This is a genomic window from Piscinibacter sp. PDB1-1, from assembly GCF_056675995.1.
In genome coordinates this window covers 24,984-41,127 of sequence record NZ_JBWVZJ010000004.1, presented here as the reverse complement: position 1 = coordinate 41,127, position 16,144 = coordinate 24,984, and the positions used below count along the sequence as shown (strand labels likewise).

Annotated in this window: 12 protein-coding genes; 4 read left to right on the top strand and 8 right to left on the bottom strand. The window is 67.6% G+C overall.

What is annotated here, in order from left to right; translation table 11 throughout:
- The first annotated feature begins 55 nt into the window (after positions 1 to 55).
- The 4 genes from metH (at position 56) to AC1KAR_RS19600 (ending at position 7,001) form a co-directional block, all read left to right on the top strand.
- Positions 56 to 2,833 (top strand): methionine synthase, encoded by a 2,778-nt coding sequence (gene metH / locus AC1KAR_RS19615; protein WP_480320853.1) that lies wholly within the window; start codon positions 56 to 58, stop codon positions 2,831 to 2,833.
- A 246-nt stretch (positions 2,834 to 3,079) separates the two neighbouring features.
- Entirely contained in the window at positions 3,080 to 4,825 is a 1,746-nt protein-coding gene (locus AC1KAR_RS19610) for a DUF1800 domain-containing protein (RefSeq protein ID WP_480320851.1), read from the top strand.
- Positions 4,826 to 4,839: 14 nt separating this feature from the next.
- A complete protein-coding gene (locus tag AC1KAR_RS19605) occupies positions 4,840 to 6,351 on the top strand; it encodes a DUF1501 domain-containing protein (RefSeq protein ID WP_480320849.1) in 1,512 nt (503 codons plus the stop codon).
- Between the two features lie 29 nt (positions 6,352 to 6,380).
- Entirely contained in the window at positions 6,381 to 7,001 is a 621-nt protein-coding gene (locus AC1KAR_RS19600; RefSeq protein WP_480320847.1) for a glycine zipper 2TM domain-containing protein, read from the top strand.
- A 32-nt stretch (positions 7,002 to 7,033) separates the two neighbouring features.
- Here the strand turns inward: AC1KAR_RS19600 and AC1KAR_RS19595 are convergent, their stop codons facing one another.
- From AC1KAR_RS19595 to AC1KAR_RS19560, 8 genes are all read right to left on the bottom strand, one after another.
- Positions 7,034 to 8,716, bottom strand: coding sequence for a SulP family inorganic anion transporter (locus AC1KAR_RS19595; protein ID WP_480320844.1), 1,683 nt, complete (start codon positions 8,714 to 8,716; stop codon positions 7,034 to 7,036).
- Positions 8,700 to 9,287, bottom strand: coding sequence for an N-acetyltransferase family protein (locus AC1KAR_RS19590; RefSeq protein ID WP_480320842.1), 588 nt, complete (start codon positions 9,285 to 9,287; stop codon positions 8,700 to 8,702). Before AC1KAR_RS19590 ends, AC1KAR_RS19595 begins: the two co-directional genes overlap by 17 nt.
- An 11-nt stretch (positions 9,288 to 9,298) precedes the next feature.
- Entirely contained in the window at positions 9,299 to 10,162 is an 864-nt protein-coding gene (gene ppk2, locus AC1KAR_RS19585; RefSeq protein ID WP_480320840.1) for a polyphosphate kinase 2, read from the bottom strand.
- A gap of 91 nt (positions 10,163 to 10,253) precedes the next feature.
- Positions 10,254 to 10,508, bottom strand: coding sequence for an RNA-binding protein (locus AC1KAR_RS19580; RefSeq protein ID WP_480320838.1), 255 nt, complete (start codon positions 10,506 to 10,508; stop codon positions 10,254 to 10,256).
- 47 nt (positions 10,509 to 10,555) lie between these two features.
- Entirely contained in the window at positions 10,556 to 11,353 is a 798-nt protein-coding gene (fabI, locus tag AC1KAR_RS19575; RefSeq protein ID WP_480320836.1) for an enoyl-ACP reductase FabI, read from the bottom strand.
- Positions 11,350 to 12,555, bottom strand: a complete 1,206-nt coding sequence (locus tag AC1KAR_RS19570) for an acetate/propionate family kinase (RefSeq protein WP_480320834.1) — start codon at positions 12,553 to 12,555, stop codon at positions 11,350 to 11,352. Before AC1KAR_RS19570 ends, fabI begins: the two co-directional genes overlap by 4 nt.
- Before the next feature lie 8 nt (positions 12,556 to 12,563).
- Positions 12,564 to 13,505 carry a phosphate acetyltransferase gene (locus AC1KAR_RS19565; protein WP_480320832.1) on the bottom strand — a complete coding sequence of 314 codons (942 nt, stop codon included), beginning with the start codon at positions 13,503 to 13,505 and terminating at the stop codon, positions 12,564 to 12,566.
- A gap of 14 nt (positions 13,506 to 13,519) precedes the next feature.
- Positions 13,520 to 15,997, bottom strand: a complete 2,478-nt coding sequence (locus tag AC1KAR_RS19560; protein WP_480320830.1) for a DUF3141 domain-containing protein — start codon at positions 15,995 to 15,997, stop codon at positions 13,520 to 13,522.
- Positions 15,998 to 16,144: the final 147 nt, after the last annotated feature.

Below are 16,144 nucleotides of genomic sequence, written 5' to 3'. Positions count from 1 at the left end.
CATTGCATGCGCCGCGGGGGAGCACCGCTTGCGCATGCCGAGTCGACCGACCGCCATGACCACCGCCACGCCCGCCCCTGCCGCCGCACACGACGTGCCCCCGATGAAGCTCGCGGGCCTGGAGCCCATTGCCATCGGCGAAGGCACGCTGTTCGTCAACATCGGCGAGCGCACCAACGTCACCGGCTCCAAGGCTTTTGCGCGGATGATCCTCAACGGCCAGTTTGAAGAGGCCCTCGCCGTGGCGCGCCAGCAGGTCGAGAACGGCGCGCAGGTGATCGACGTCAACATGGACGAAGCCATGCTCGACGCCAAGGCGTCGATGGTGCGCTTTCTCCACCTGATCGCCTCCGAGCCCGAGATCGCGCGCGTGCCGATCATGGTCGACAGCTCCAAGTGGGAGGTGATCGAGGCCGGCCTGAAGTGCATCCAGGGCAAGGGGATCGTGAACTCGATCTCGATGAAAGAAGGCGTGGAGCAGTTCAAGCAGCAGGCCAAGCTCGTGCGCCGCTACGGTGCCGCCGCGGTGGTGATGGCCTTCGACGAGAAGGGCCAGGCCGACACCTATGCGCGCAAGGTCGAGATTTGCGAGCGGGCCTATCGCATCCTGGTCGACGAGGTGGGCTTCCCGCCCGAAGACATCATCTTCGACCCGAACATCTTCGCCATCGCCACAGGCATCGAGGAGCACGACAACTACGCGGTCGACTTCATCGAGGCCACGCACTGGATCAAGCAGAACCTGCCGGGCGCCAAGGTGAGCGGCGGCGTGTCGAACGTGAGCTTCAGCTTCCGCGGCAACGACCCGATGCGCGAGGCCATCCACACCGTGTTCCTGTACCACGCGATCAAGGCGGGCATGGACATGGGCATCGTCAACGCCGGCATGGTCGGCGTGTACGACGACCTGGAGCCCACGCTGCGCGAGCGCGTCGAAGACGTGGTGCTGAACCGCACGCCCGCCTACAAGGATGGTGAGCCGCAACTGAGCGCGAGCGAACGCCTGGTCGAGATCGCCGAGACCGCCAAGGGCGCCGCCAAGGACGACAGCGCCAAGTTCGCCTGGCGCGCCAAGCCCGTGCGCGAGCGCCTGGCGCATGCGCTGGTGCACGGCATCAACGACTTCATCACCGAAGACACCGAAGAGGTCTACCAGGCCATCAAGGCCGAGGGCGGCCGTCCGCTGCATGTGATCGAGGGCCCGCTGATGGACGGCATGAACGTCGTCGGCGACCTGTTCGGCCAGGGCAAGATGTTCCTGCCGCAGGTGGTCAAGAGCGCCCGCGTGATGAAGCAGGCCGTGGCCCACCTGCTGCCCTACATCGAAGCAGAGAAGCTGGCCATGATCGAAGCCGGCGGCGAGGTCCGCTCCAAGGGCAAGATCGTCATCGCCACCGTGAAGGGCGACGTGCACGACATCGGCAAGAACATCGTCACCGTCGTGCTCCAGTGCAACAACTTCGAGGTGGTCAACATGGGCGTGATGGTCCCGTGCCAGGACATCCTCGCGCGCGCCAAGGTCGAGGGCGCCGACATCATCGGCCTCTCAGGCCTCATCACCCCGAGCCTCGAAGAGATGCAGCACGTGGCCGGCGAGATGCAGCGCGACGATTACTTCCGCGGCAAGAAGACCCCCCTGCTGATCGGCGGCGCCACCACCAGCCGCGTGCACACCGCGGTCAAGATCTCGCCACACTACGAAGGGCCGGTGGTCTACGTGCCCGATGCGAGCCGCAGCGTGAGCGTGTGCAGCGACCTGCTGTCGGACGACAAGGCCGCCAACTACATCACCGAGCTGAACGCCGACTACGAGCGCGTGCGCCACCAGCATGCCAACAAGAAGGCCACGCCGCTCGTGACGCTTGCCAAGGCGCGCGCCAACAAGACGCCGATCGACTGGGCCGGCTACGCGGCCCCGAAGCCGAAGTTCACCGGCCGGCGCGTGTTCAAGAACTACGACCTGGGCGAGTTGGCGAAGTGCATCGATTGGGCCCCGTTCTTCCAGACGTGGGACCTCGCCGGTGCCTACCCCGCCATCCTCACGGACGAGATCGTCGGCGAATCTGCCCGCCGCGTGTTCAGCGACGGCCAGAGCATGCTCAACCGCCTGATCAAGGGCCGGTGGCTCACGGCCAATGGCGTGATCGGCCTCTACCCCGCCAACACGGTCAACGACGACGACATCGAGATCTACACCGACGAGTCGCGCACCGAAGTGCTGATGACCTGGCGCGGCCTGCGCATGCAAAGCGAGCGCCCCGTGATCGACGGCGTGGCACGGCCCAACCGCTGCCTGGCCGACTTCATCGCGCCCAAGGGCTCGGGCGTGGCAGATCACATCGGCCTCTTCGCCGTCACCGCCGGCATAGGCTGCGAGAAGAAAGAGAAGCAGTTCCAGGACGACCACGACGACTACAGCTCGATCATGCTCAAGGCCCTGGCCGACCGCCTGGCCGAAGCCTTTGCCGAGCGCATGCACCAGCGCGTGCGCCAGGAGCTGTGGGGCTATGCGGCCGACGAGCTGCTCTCAAACGAAGAGCTGATCGCCGAGAAGTACCGCGGCATCCGCCCCGCGCCCGGCTACCCGGCCTGCCCGGATCACACCGTGAAGGGTGAGATGTTCCGCGTGCTGCAATGCGACGAGATCGGCATGGGCCTGACCGAGAGCCTGGCGATGACGCCGGCCGCCAGCGTGAGCGGCTTCTACATCGCGCACCCCGACTCCACCTACTTCAACCTGGGCAAGATCGGAGACGACCAGTTGAAGGACTGGGCCGAGCGCAATCAGGTCGACGACGTGCAGGCGCAGCGTTCTCTCGCACCGCTGCTCTGACCGATCAGATGAGTGTGCGGCGGCGCGTCCAGGCCGCCGCTTACAGACGAATACACACGACGCACCTGCACGCAAGCTGCGCATAAATCGTCACCATTTGCCGCGGCGTGAGACGAAACCGTTTCGTCAGGTGCCAACTTTTCACGCGCAACGGCCGATTCCACCTCGAACAATCTGACCCACAGGCCGGGTACGCCTCCTGCGTGCCCACACCTGTATCAGATCGAACAACGAGGAGGGATGCAGGTGAACCAGCAACCAAAGGTGCGCGCACAAGCGCACAAGCGCGACTGGGCACGCCGCGCCATGCGCGTCGCAGGCGCGGCCGTACTCGCCGCCGCCCTGGCCGCATGCGGCAGCGGCGAAGACGAGGGGACCTCATCGGAGAGCAAGGAGGCCACGGCCACACCGCCGACCGAGACACAGGCGGCGCGCTTTCTCGCGCAATCCACCTTCGGCCCGACCGAAGCCTCGATCAGCGCGCTCACGCGCAGCAATTTCTCGGCATGGATCAACGCGCAGTTCGCGATGCCGCAAGTGATGCACCGCGCCTACGTGGACCAGAAGGCCACTGACCTGCTGGCGACCGGCGGCTCGCTCAGCCAGACCAACTTCCGCGAAACTTACTGGAAGCAGGCGCTCAGCGGCGAAGACCAGTTGCGTCAGCGCGCGGCCTTCGCGCTGTCGCAGATCTTCGTGATCTCGTTCGTGGATGGCACGCTGGCCAACCAGACGCGCGGCGTGACCTCGTACTACGACATGCTCGCCGAGCACGCGTTCGGCAACTACCGCGATCTGCTCGAGGCGGTGACGCTGCACCCGATGATGGGCATCTACCTCACGCACCTTCGCAACCAGAAGGAAGACGCCACGAGCGGGCGCGTGCCCGACGAGAACTACGCACGCGAGGTGATGCAGCTCTTCTCGATCGGCCTGTACGAGCTGAACAACGACGGCTCGCTGCGCAACGGCGCCGCCACGGAGACCTACACGCACGCCGACATCCAGGGCCTGGCCAAGGTCTTCACCGGTTTCAGCTGGTATGCCGGCCCGAACACCGCCGACCGCACCAACCGCCGCTTTGCCGGCAACGACGCCAACGGCGAGCGCGACTGGCGGCCCATGCAGGCCTACAACCAGTACCACTCGACGAGCGAGAAGCGCTTTCTCGGCACCACCATCCCCGCGGGCACGGCGAACGCCGATGCCGACCTGCGCACCGCACTCGATACGCTGTTCAATCACCGCAACGTGGGACCCTTCATCGGCAAGCAATTGATCCAGCGTCTGGTCACGAGCAACCCGAGCCCCGCGTATGTGGGGCGGGTCGCCGCGGCCTTCAACAACAACGGCGCGGGCGTGCGCGGCGACATGAAGGCCGTATGGCGCGCCGTGCTGCTCGATCCCGAAGCGCGAGCCGACAACGCGGCGAGCAACAGCTACGGCAAGGTGCGCGAGCCCCTCCTGCGGCTGTCTCACCTGCTGCGCGCCTTCAAGGCCACGTCGACCAGTGGCGATTTCTCCGGCCTGGACAACACCGACGGCAACCTGAGCCAGACGGCCATGCGCTCGTCGTCGGTGTTCAACTTCTACCGCCCCGGCTACACGCCCCCCAACAGCGCGGCAGCCGCAGCCGACCTGGTGGGCCCCGAACTGCAGTTGACCAACGAGGTCTCGGTCCCGGCCTACCTCAACTACATCCGCGGCACCTGGCTCGCGGTCAGCACGTCGCGCGACATCCAGCTCGACTTCAGCGCCGAGATGGCCCTGGCCGACAACCCGGGTGCGCTGGTCGACCGCCTCAATCTGCTGCTGATGTCGGGCCAGATGTCGAGCGCGCTGCGCACGCAGATCATCGCCGGCATCAACGGGCGGACCATCCCCACGGCCACCGCCACGAACCAGACCACCGTTGACAACGCCAAACGCGACCGCGTCTTCATCGGCATCCTGCTGACGATGGCATCGCCCGACTACATGGTCCAGAAGTGAGGAGGAACAAGAACATGACGAACAAGTACGACACCTCACGCCGCGAGTTCCTGCGCCGCGCCGCCGTCCTGGGCGGCTCGATCGGCCCGGCCGCCCTGCCTTTCGCGATGAACCTCGCCACGATGAACGCTGCCCAGGCCCAGACCGCCGGCAGCTACAAGGCCATCGTGTGCCTCTTCCTGTACGGCGGCAACGACTCAGCCAACATGGTGCTGCCGACCGACACCACGTCATGGAACACCTACTCCACCGTGCGCTCGACGGCACCCGATCCGATCGCACTGCGTGCCGTGGGCACTGCGGCCGATCCCGCGGCCGCGTTCGCCTCGCCGGCGCGGCTCGGCGGCGTGCTCGGGCTCACGCCGGGCTTCACTGCTTTCCCGGTCAACAACACGCGCAGCTTCGCCTTGCACCCGGCGATGACCGAGATGCGCACCTTGTTCAACGACCCTGCATCGCGCCTGGCCATCATCGCCAACGCCGGGCCGCTGATCCACCCGATGACCAAGGCCGAATACCAGGCCAACTCGGCGGCCAAGCCGCGGCCGGCCAAGCTGTTCTCGCACAACGACCAGCAGTCGACCTGGCAGGCACTCGGCCCCGAAGGCGTGCGCGTGGGCTGGGGCGGCCGCTTCGGCGACCTGCTGGCGAGCAGCAACACCAACACCATCTTCACCAGCATCTCGGTGGGTGGCAACGCGGTGTTCATGGCAGGGCAGAACGTCTTCCAGTACCAGGTAGGCACCGGCGGTGCCGTGGCGATCGGCAACATCAGCGGCTCGCTGTTCAACTCGACCGCCGCCGCCACCGCCTACCGCAACATCATCACCGCCAACGGCGACCCCAACAGCGTGGCGCACCTGCTCGGCCGCGAGCAGACGAGCATGACCAAGCGCTCGATCGATGCGCAGGCCGCTTTCCAGACGGCGTTCAACGCCACCAGCGTGACGGCCCCAACGCCGTACCTGCGCCACTCCGACAACACCAATCAGACGAACAGCCTGGCGCAGCAGCTGCAGACGGTCGCCCGCATGATCGCGGCGCGCTCGGCCCTGGGCGCAGGGCGACAGGTGTTCTTCGTCAGCATGGGCGGCTTCGACACGCACGACAACCAGAACCGCACGCAGGCCGACCTGATGTCGCGCCTGTCGCATGCCATCGGCTACTTCGATGGCGTGCTCGGCAGCATGGGCATGCAGGACAACGTGACGCTGTTCACCGGCTCCGACTTCGGCCGCACCTTCACCAGCAATGGCGACGGCACCGACCACGGTTGGGGCGCACACCACTTCGTGCACGGCGGCGCCGTGCGCGGCCGCGAGATCTACGGCCGCTTCCCGCAGGTGGGGCTGAACCAGCCGGACGAAGTGGGTTCGGGCAGCTTCCTGCCCGGCGTGTCGGTCGACCAGATCGGCGCCACGCTCGGCAAGTGGTTCGGCATCAGCGACGCCAACCTCGACATGGTGTTCCCGAACCTGCGCAACTTCGGCAGCGGGCGCGACCTGGGGTTCATGGACCCGGCCTGATGTCGCACACAGCGCGCGGACACGACGCCATGAGCACGCCCCCACTCTCGACCACCGAGCCGACCACCTCGCCCATCAAACCGACGGCGTGGTGGATCGCTGGCGGAGTCGCGTTGCTGGGTGCGGGCGCACTGGCGGCAGCGCTCGCTCGCCACCCGCAGGTCGAGGCCGCAACACCTGCCATGCCCGTGTCGAACGCACCGGCCCCCACGGCGGCGGCACCGCAGCGTGCCGTGGAGAAGGCACCCCTCAAGAAGGGACCGGACACGAAGGTGGCCGCGACCTCCATCTGCACCACCTGCGGCACGGTCGAGAGCGTCACCGCCGAGAAGCAAAAGGGCGAGGGCACGGGCATTGGTGCGGTAGGCGGTGCGGTCGTGGGCGGGGTCGTCGGCCACCAGATGGGCGGCGGCAACGGCAAGAAGGTCATGACGGTGCTCGGCGCCGTGGGTGGCGGCTTTGCCGGCCACGAGGTCGAGAAGCGCGTGCGCAGCACCACGGTCTACCACGTCAAGCTGCGCATGGACGACGGCAGCACGCGCAGCCTCACGCAGAGCACGGCGCCGGCGGTCGGTGCGCGCGTCGAGTTGCACGGCCAGCAGTTGAAGCCGTTGGCGCATCAACAAGACTCCCAGCAAGCCAAGGGCTGACAGCCCGGCCCTCACGCGCGCCGGCAGATCTATCAGCCTGGCTGCCCGCCGCGCTGGAGTTCGTAGGCCGCCACCGCCTGTTCCAGGTTGAAGTGCATGCCGGCGCGGCCCAGTTGCGGGCCGAGCGTCGAGCGCTGCACCACTTCGTAAACGCGCGGCGTCAGCCCCACCAACCACAGCGCGCGGCCTTGCTCTCGCAGCCGGGCCTCCGCACCGATCAGCATGTTGAGTGCGGTGTACTCGATGTCGGGCACGCCGCTGAGATCGAACACGATCGTCTGCACGTCGTCCGCATCGGCGATCGGCCGCAACCGCTGCGCCAGGCGCTCCGCGTTGACGAAGAAGATGCGCCCTTCAGTACGCACGATGAGCAAGCCTGGGAAGGCCTCGTCGTCGGGGTTCGCGGGCGTCAGGGGTCGGAACACGTTCGTCCCGCGCTTGCGGCGCAGCACCGTCAGCGGCGGGTCGGCCGCCTGATACGCCAGCACCAGCAGGGACACGATGATCGCCACCACGATGCCCTTCAGCGTGCCGAACAGGATCACGCCACCCACGGCGACGAGCGCCCACATGAACTCCGTGCGCCGCACGTGCAGGATGCGAGCGAACTCCACCGGCTGGATCAGACCGACCGAATAGACGATCACGATGGCCGCGAGCGTGGCATGGGGCATGAGGCCGATGAGCGGTCCGAGCCAGAGCGCGCAGGCCAGGGCCACGAACGCCGTCACCACGCTGGACACGGGGGTGCGCGCCCCGGACATCACGTTGACGGCCGTCTGCGAGGTGCCACCGCCCGCCGGCATGGCGCCGGCCCAGCCACCGCCCAGCGTGGCCAGCCCGGTGGCGGCGAGCTCGCGGTTCGGCGCCGGTGCCGGCTCACCGCGCCGCTGAAAGGCGCGGCCAGCCGCAATGGTCTCGGTGAAGCTCATCAGCGCGATGCCCAGCGCATCGGGCAGCAAGGCGCGCACGAACTCACCCGAAGGCAGGCTGAGCGCCGGCAGGCCGGTGGGTACCGCCCCCACCACCGACACGCCCTGCTCGGGCAGGCCCAGCCACACCACCGCCGCAATGCTGGCCGCCACGGCCACCAGAGGGGCCGGCACCTTGGGCCACCAGCGTTCCATGCCCACCAGCAGCAACACCGTCGCCACACCGACGACCAGCGTGGCCACCGAGGTCTGCGGCAATTGACGCGCGATGTTTGCAAGCTGCTCCAGGAACCCGCTCTTGGGCAGGTGCAGCCCCAGCAGCTTGGGGATCTGGTCGACCACGATCACGACGCCGATGCCGGCCTTGAAGCCGAGCAACACAGGCTCGGAGATGAAGTTGGCAACGAATCCCAGCCGCAGCACGCTGGCCAGCATGAGCAGCGCACCGACCAGCATCGTGAGCGTGGCCGCCGCCGCGGGCAGCATGTCGGGCCGGTCGGCGGGCACCACCTCGCCGAGCGCCACGCCGGTGAGGATCGCGATCGTCGTGGTCGTGCTCACGCTCAGCGTGCGCGAGCTTCCGAAGAACGCATAGAGCAGCATCGGCACGATCACGGTGTACAGACCCACCTGCACCGGCAGGCCGGCGATGGTGGCGTAGGCCAGCGCCTTGGGGATCACGATGGCCGCGACGATCAGCCCGGCAACGAGATCGGCGCGCAGCCACGGGCCGCGATAGACCCGCAGCCATTCGGGCACGAGGCGCTCAGGCAGCGGGGGCACGGCCGTCGCTGTGGTCGTCGGTGGCGGCCAGGGCGGTTTGCAGCGCGAGCGTCACGAGCCGAACCGTCGCATCACCCGGCACCGGGGCATCACGAAAGCCCAGGTGCGCACCCAGCTTGCGCATCGCGTGGTTGGTCGACATCACATACCCGTCGAGGTGCTCGAAGCCGCGTGCCGTGGCGTTGTCGCGCAGCGCCACCAGCAGCGCACGCCCGATGCCGTGCCCCTGCCAGCCGTCGACCACGGTGAGGGCGTACTCGCAGTGCCCGGGTTCATGGCACGCCACCCAGCGGCCCCCCGCGATGATGCGCTCGCCTTCGAGGCCGACGTTCAACACCACGAGCGCGAACTCGCGCGCCGCATCGGGGTGGATGGCCCGCTCGATCGCCGCCGGGCTCAGTTCGCGCACTGCCGACATGAAGCGGGTGTAACGCGACTCGGCCGACAACTGCTGGAAGGCAGCGAGAAACGCCGCCTCGTCTTCGGCCCGAACCTCGCGCAGCACGAAGCGATCCCCCTGCCTGGACTGGTGCTCGCGGGCTTCGAAGCTGGCGCTCGGGGCTGCGTTCATGCGGCGCTCGCTCAGTACCGGGTGGCGACGTACTTGTACGGGTAGCCGGGGTCGGCGTAGTCACCTGCCTTCTGCCGCTTGGGCAGCACGATCTTCTTGCGCGGGATCTCGGTGTAGGGGATTCGCGAGAGAAAGTCACTGATGATGTTCAGCCGCGCGCGCCGCTTGTTGTTCGAGTCGACCACGCTCCACGGGGCGTGGTCGCTGTCGGTGAAGCGGAACATGTCGTCGCGCGCACGCGAGTAGTCGTACCAGCGGCTGTAAGAGCGCAGGTCCATGTCGGTGAGCTTCCAGGTCTTGCGCCCGTCGGTGATGCGCGACTGCAGGCGGCGCGTCTGCTCGGCCTCGTCGACCTCGAGCCAGTACTTGATCAGGATCACGCCCGAGGCCACGATCGCGCGCTCGACCATGGGCGCGACCTGCAGGAACTCCTGCGTCTGCTCCGGGCTGCAAAAGCCCATGACCCGCTCGACACCGGCGCGGTTGTACCAGCTGCGATCGAAGATCACCACCTCGCCACCCGACGGCATGTGCCGCAGGTAGCGCTGCATGTACATCTGGGAGCGCTCGCGCTCGGTGGGCGCAGCGAGCGCGACCACGCGGAACACGCGCGGGCTCACACGCTCGGTGAGCGCCTTGATGGTGCCACCCTTGCCGGCGCCGTCGCGCCCCTCGAAGATGATGCACACGCGCGCACCGGTGTGCTGCACCCAGGTCTGCAGCTTGACGAGTTCGACGTGCAGGCGCGCCAGCTCCTTGTCGTAGTCCTTCTCGCTGAACTTGCCCGAGTCAGGCTTGGTGTCGTCGACCGACTGGGCTTTGATCTGATCGCCACCACGCTTGTCGCCGTGGTGCTTGCCGCTCTTTTCAGCCATGTGTCTGCTCCTGCGTTGTCGTCGTTGTCACGATGCGTGCGTCACTCGGCCTCGCAGCCTCGAAACACACAGTCCTATCTACACGCCACCGTCACCGGAAGCGGTCTTGCAGCACGCGCACGCGCAACTCGCGGTGCTTCCAGTAGACGTGGTCGACCCGCGGCTGCAGCTTGGTGAGGCCTACCGTGTCGAGCGCATCGAAGGACACCAGTGCCGAAGGCGCCGAGCCATCGCCCGCGTGGCGCTCGATCGAGGTGCAGGACGGGAAGCCGTACTTCACGAGGAAGTCCCGGATCTCGTCATCGGTCGTGGACGGGTCCACGTTCGCCAGCAGCATGCCGCTCATGATGATGTACTTTCAAGAAGTTTCGGGCGCAGGCCAGGCGTCGCCCCTCACGCCATGATGTGCACGCCGCCGTCGACGTACACCGTATCACCCGAGAGCCTGCGCGCGTACTTGGTGGCGAGGAAGGCCGTGGTGAAGCCCACGTCCATGATGTCCACCAGCTCGCCCATCGGGGCGCGCCGGGCCGCATCGGCCAGCAGCAGGTCGAAGTCCTTGAGGCCCGAAGCGGCGCGCGTCTTCAGCGGGCCGGGCGAGATCGCATGCACGCGGATGCCCTGCGGCCCGAGTTCGTGCGCGAGGTAGCGCACCGACGCCTCCAGCGCCGCCTTCACCGGCCCCATCACGTTGTAGTTCTCGACCACCTTCTGCGCGCCGTGGTAGCTCATGGCGAACAGGGTGCCGCCCTGGCTCATGCGCGGCGCCGCCAGGCGCGCCATGCGCACGAAGGAGTGGCATGAGATGTCCATCGCCTTCGCGAAACCTTCGGCGGAGCAGTCGAGCAGGCCGCCCTGCAGGTCGTCCTTGGGTGCCCAGGCGATCGAGTGCACCAGCGAATCGAGGCCGCCCCATCGGGAGTCGATCGCATCGAAGACCGCCTCCAGTTCGCCGGGCACGGACACGTCCAGCGGCAGGATCAGATCGGCACCCAGCGCCTCGGCCACCGGGCGCACATGCGGCTCGGCCTTGGGTCCGGCATAGGTGACGGCCAGCCGCGCACCCAGCTCCACATACGCCTTGGCGCAACCGTAGGCGATCGAGTGCTCGTTGGCGATGCCGCAGACCAGCACGCGCACGCCCTCCAGGGCCAGACCCTTATGTTCCTGCGTCACGTGCTCTTGCGTCATGGCGCGCCCCTCCGGTTCGTTTCGATACCGCCCAGCAGCGCCTGCGTGTGCCGGGCGATCATGAGTTCTTCGTTCGTGGGCAGCACCCAGGCTGCCACCTTGCTGCCCGGCGTGCTGATGCGCGGGCCACCGGCGCGGTTGGCCGCTTCATCGAGCTCGATGCCAAGCCAAGCCGCCTCGCGGCACACGCGCTCGCGGATGTCTGCCGAGTTCTCGCCGATGCCCGCGGTGAACACGAGGGCGTCAAGGCCCCCGAGCGCCGCAGTGAGCGAGCCCAGTTCGCGACCGATGCGATGCACGAACAGGTCGACCGCGAAGGCCGCACGCGGCTCGGTGCTTTCGAGCAGTGCGCGCATGTCGCTCGACACGCCCGAGACGCCGAGCAGACCGGACTCGCGGTAGAGCATGCGCTCGATCGCGCGGGCGTCCAACTTCAGCTCGTCCATCAGGTAGAGCACGACGCCCGGGTCGATGTTGCCGCAGCGCGTGCCCATCGGCAGGCCATCGAGTGCCGTGAAGCCCATGGTGCTCGCCACGCTGCGCCCGGCATTCATGGCGCACATGCTGCTGCCGTTGCCGAGGTGCGCCACCACGCAGCGGCCGTGCGCGGCCTGCGCGTCGTGCTGCGGCAGCACCGAGGCGATGTATTCGTACGAGAGCCCGTGAAACCCGTAGCGGCGCACGCCGCGGTCGGTCACTTCGGCGGGCAATGCATAGGCCTGCGCCACCTCGGGCTGGCCACGATGAAAGGCGGTGTCGAAGCAGGCGACCTGCGGCAAACCAGGGCGCGTGGCCAGCAGGATCTCGATCGGCTTCAGGTTGTGCGGCTGGTGCAGCGGCGCCAGCGGCGACAGCCGCGCGAGGGCCGCGACCGTGTCGGCCGACACGCGCACCGGCTCGCGGAAATCCATGCCGCCATGCACGACCCTGTGGCCCACGGCAGCCAGTTCCTGGCCCTCGCCCAAATCACGCAGGTGCTCGGCCAGATACGCCAGCGCCTCCTGGTGGCCCACGCCGCTGCCGGGCTCCCAGGCGTGGGCGCCGAGGCTGCGGCCCTCTGCATCCACGGCCTTGAAGCGCGCCGCCGTGTACAGGCCCTCGATCTGGCCGCGCACCACGAGGCGCATCGGTTCGCCCGCCGTGAAGGCGCTGAACTTGATGCTGGAAGAACCCGCGTTGAGTACGACGATCAGCTGCGACATCGCTCACCTCACCTTGCCGCTGCGGCACTTGCCGCACGCCGGGCGTTCGCAACCATCACCGCCACCGCGCAAGAAGCCAGCCGCGTCTGCACCGAATCGGCGCGGCTCGTCAGGATGATTGGCACCTTCGCGCCGAGCACGATGCCCGCCGCATCGGCACCCGCGAGAAAGCTCAGGCTCTTGGCCAGCATGTTGCCCGCCTCCAAGTCGGGCACCAGCAACACGTTGGCGCGGCCAGCCACCGGCGAGACGATCTTCTTGATGGCCGCGGCCTCCATGTTGATCGCGTTGTCCAGCGCGAGCGGGCCATCGACGAGCGCGCCGGTGATCTGCCCGCGATCGACCATCTTGCACAGCGACGCCGCCTCCATCGTGGACGGCACTTTGGTGTTGATGCTCTCCATGGCCGAGAGAATCGCCACGCGAACCTCTTCGACGCCGAGCGCATGACCGAGGTCGATCGCGTTCTGCAAGATGTGCACCTTGTCTTCAAGCGTGGGCGCGATGTTGATCGCGGCGTCGGTGACGATGAGCGCATCGGGGTGGCCCGGCACGTCCATCACGAAGCAGTGGCTGACCCGCCGCTCGGTGCGCAGGCCGTTCTCTCGGCGCACCACCGCACCCATGAGTTCATCGGTGTGCAGGCTGCCTTTCATCAGCGCTTCGGCGCGGCCCTCGCGCACGAGGCCCACCGCCAACTCTGCCGCTGCATGGCTATGCGGTGCGTCAACGATTTCGTAGGGTGAGGTGTCGATCCCGAGTTCGCCTGCCACCGCCGCGATACGCGCCGCCGGGCCGACGAGGATGGGTCGGATCAAGCCCTGCTGCGCCGCCTGCACGGCGCCTTCGAGTGAACTGGCGTCGCAAGGGTGAGCCACCGCGGTCGGCGTGGCCGGCAGCGATCGGCAGCGTGCAATCAGTCGTTCGTACTTCTCGTGGCGATGCGGCATGGGTCGACCCTCGGTCAAGCTGCGGTGCCCGCGGCGGTCTTGCGGCGGGCGTTGCGGGCGGCGGCCGCTCGCACGGGCTTCGCGCGTGTGGCCCGTGCGGGCTTGCTGGCGGGAGCGCCGGCCGCCTTGCCGGCAGAGGCGCTGGCTGGCTTGTGCGCCGAGCCGTTCGTCAGCGCGCGGCCCGCAAGCAGCACGGCACGGATGCGGGCCAGCAGGGCGCGCTGCACTCCGCTCGCGGCATCGTCGAGCATGCGCGAGTCTTCGCTCAGGTGGTCGATGAGTTCGATCACGCGGGCGCGGTCGTTGCCCTGGCCCAGCAGGGCGGGCAACGTCTGCAGCGCGAGGTCGGGCGCATGGTGGACGATGATCCCCTGCTGGCCGCGCAGCACATGCCAGGCGTGGGCGTCCAGCACGGGCAGGTACTCGGCATAGTCCTTGGCGAGTTCGGCGCGCAGCTCGAGCCGCGAGAGCGCGATCTTCGCGCCACCCCTGTGCATCAGCGCGGCGATGCGGGCCAGCGCATCGACATAACCGCCCTCTTCGATGGTCGCCATGGCCGCGTCGAGATACGGCTGCGCCGCGCTGGCATCGGGCGAGCCCGCACGCCCGACAGCGCCCGGCTTCGCTTCAGGCTTCTGGTAGAGCGAGAAGAGATTGGCGTAGACGGAGAAGAAGCCCGCCTCGGTGCTCGCGTCGCGCAGATCGCGATAGAGGTCGAGCGTGGCCGTCACCAGGTCGGCCCCGGCACGCTCGCCACGGCGCAGCGGGTGATCGCCGTCCATCGCCTTGCGGTGCGCGCGCACATGCTCGGCGGCCGGTGCGATCCAGGCAAGCCATGGGTTCAGGCGCGAGAACGCCCAGTTCTGCATGCGCAATGGGTGCAGTTCGCGGCCGAGCGTGGCGGTGAACTCGTTCGACGCCGCTTGCACCCACGGCTGCAGCAGCAACTCGTAGGCGCGCTGATTGAGATCGGAGACGGCGGCCACGGCCTCGAAGGGCTTTTCGTCGTTGCGATCGAAGCGGTTGATTGCCTTGGCGATGTCTTCGAGGCGGTGCTCCTCGAAGCTGACCTCGTATTCGGGGCCGTCGTCGCCGGCGTTCTCCTGGATGTCCATGCGGTACAGGCCCGGAGCGAGGCGCTCGATCGACTTGAGCACCGAGACGATCTGCGAGTGCTCCTTCTTTGCTACCTTGCCCGAGACGAAGATGCCGAGGTGGCCGATGTTCTCGTGCTTGAGGCCCACGATCACCTGCCCGCGCGCCTTGATCTCCTCGGTGCTGCCGTACACGTCGACGACCCAGTTGAAGGCCTGCTGCGGCGGCGTGATGTTGTCGCCCATCGAGGCAAACAGCACGATCGGCGACTTGATGTCGCGCAGGTCGAAGTGGTCGCCGTCGAGCCCTTTCACGTCGCCCGACCACAGCTTGTTGCCGACGAAGAGGTTGCGCGTGATCCATTCGATCTCGTCGCGGTTCATCAGGTAGTAGCCGCCCCACCAGCGCTCGAACTCCAGGAAGCGCGGCGGCTCGGTGTCGGCCTGGTCGTAGAGGTGGTAGTACTTGTTCCAGAAGGTGTTGGCCGGGTTGAGGTTCTCGAAGTTCTGCACGAGGTGGGCGCCGTCGAAGCGCCCGTTGCCGAGGTCGGCCGAGAACGAGGCCAGCCACGAGCCGCCGAGCAGCCCGCCGCTGTAGCGCATGGGGTTGTCGCCCTCGCCCTCGGCCCAGGCGCCGCTCCAGTAAGACATCGGGGCGCCGTTGATGACGATCGGCCCCATGTTCTCGGGGTCGGAGGCGGCGAGCATCATCGCGGCCCAGCCGCCCTGGCAGTTGCCGATCAGCGCGGGTTTGGGGCTCTTCGGGTGGCGCTTTCGCACCTCGCGCACGAAGCGGCGTTCAGCCTCGCAGACATCGAGCAGCGTCTGCCCCGGCACCGGGTCGCGGAAGAAGCTGACGAAGAACACCGGGTGGCCCGCGCGCAGGGCCACGCCCACCTGCGAATCGTCCTTGAAGCCGCCGATGCCCGGGCCGTGGCCGGCACGCGGGTCGATGATGATGTACGGGCGACGCGTGGCGTCGACCACCACGCCGTCGGGCGGCGTGATGCTCAAGAGCGCGTAGTTCACCGGGCGCTCGAAGCTGCGTCCGTCAAGCACGGTCTCGTAGTCGAAGTGCAGCACCGGGGCGAGGCCCTTGGCGGTGTTGTCGAGGTAGTTGTTGCCGCGCTGCCAGAGGGCGTCGAGGAACAGCACCTGGCGCTGTGCGGCGTCGACTGCGTAATTCATCCAGGCGAGTGGGTTGAGCGCAGCCGCTGCAGCGTGAGCCGTCGTCGCCGAGGCATCAACGCCGTCGAAGGGTTTCACACCCAGCTTCCTGGAAGCTTCGCCAACCGCCGCCGTGTAACGCTTGCGGGCACTCTCGGTGCGCTTTTGCACCAAGCTCGCAATGCGTGCACTGGCCTTGTGACCTTGAGCCAATCTTTCTCCAGGCTTCATCTCGGATCCCTCCATCGATGCCAGGCCAGTGACGGTCATGGTAGGCCTGTGCGAATTGCATGCCAAGTGCCCTGAAGTGCATAACTTCAGAAGCGTCGTGCAGCGTAGAGATTGATGCCGCCGCGTGACCGCAGGATGAAGCGCGTG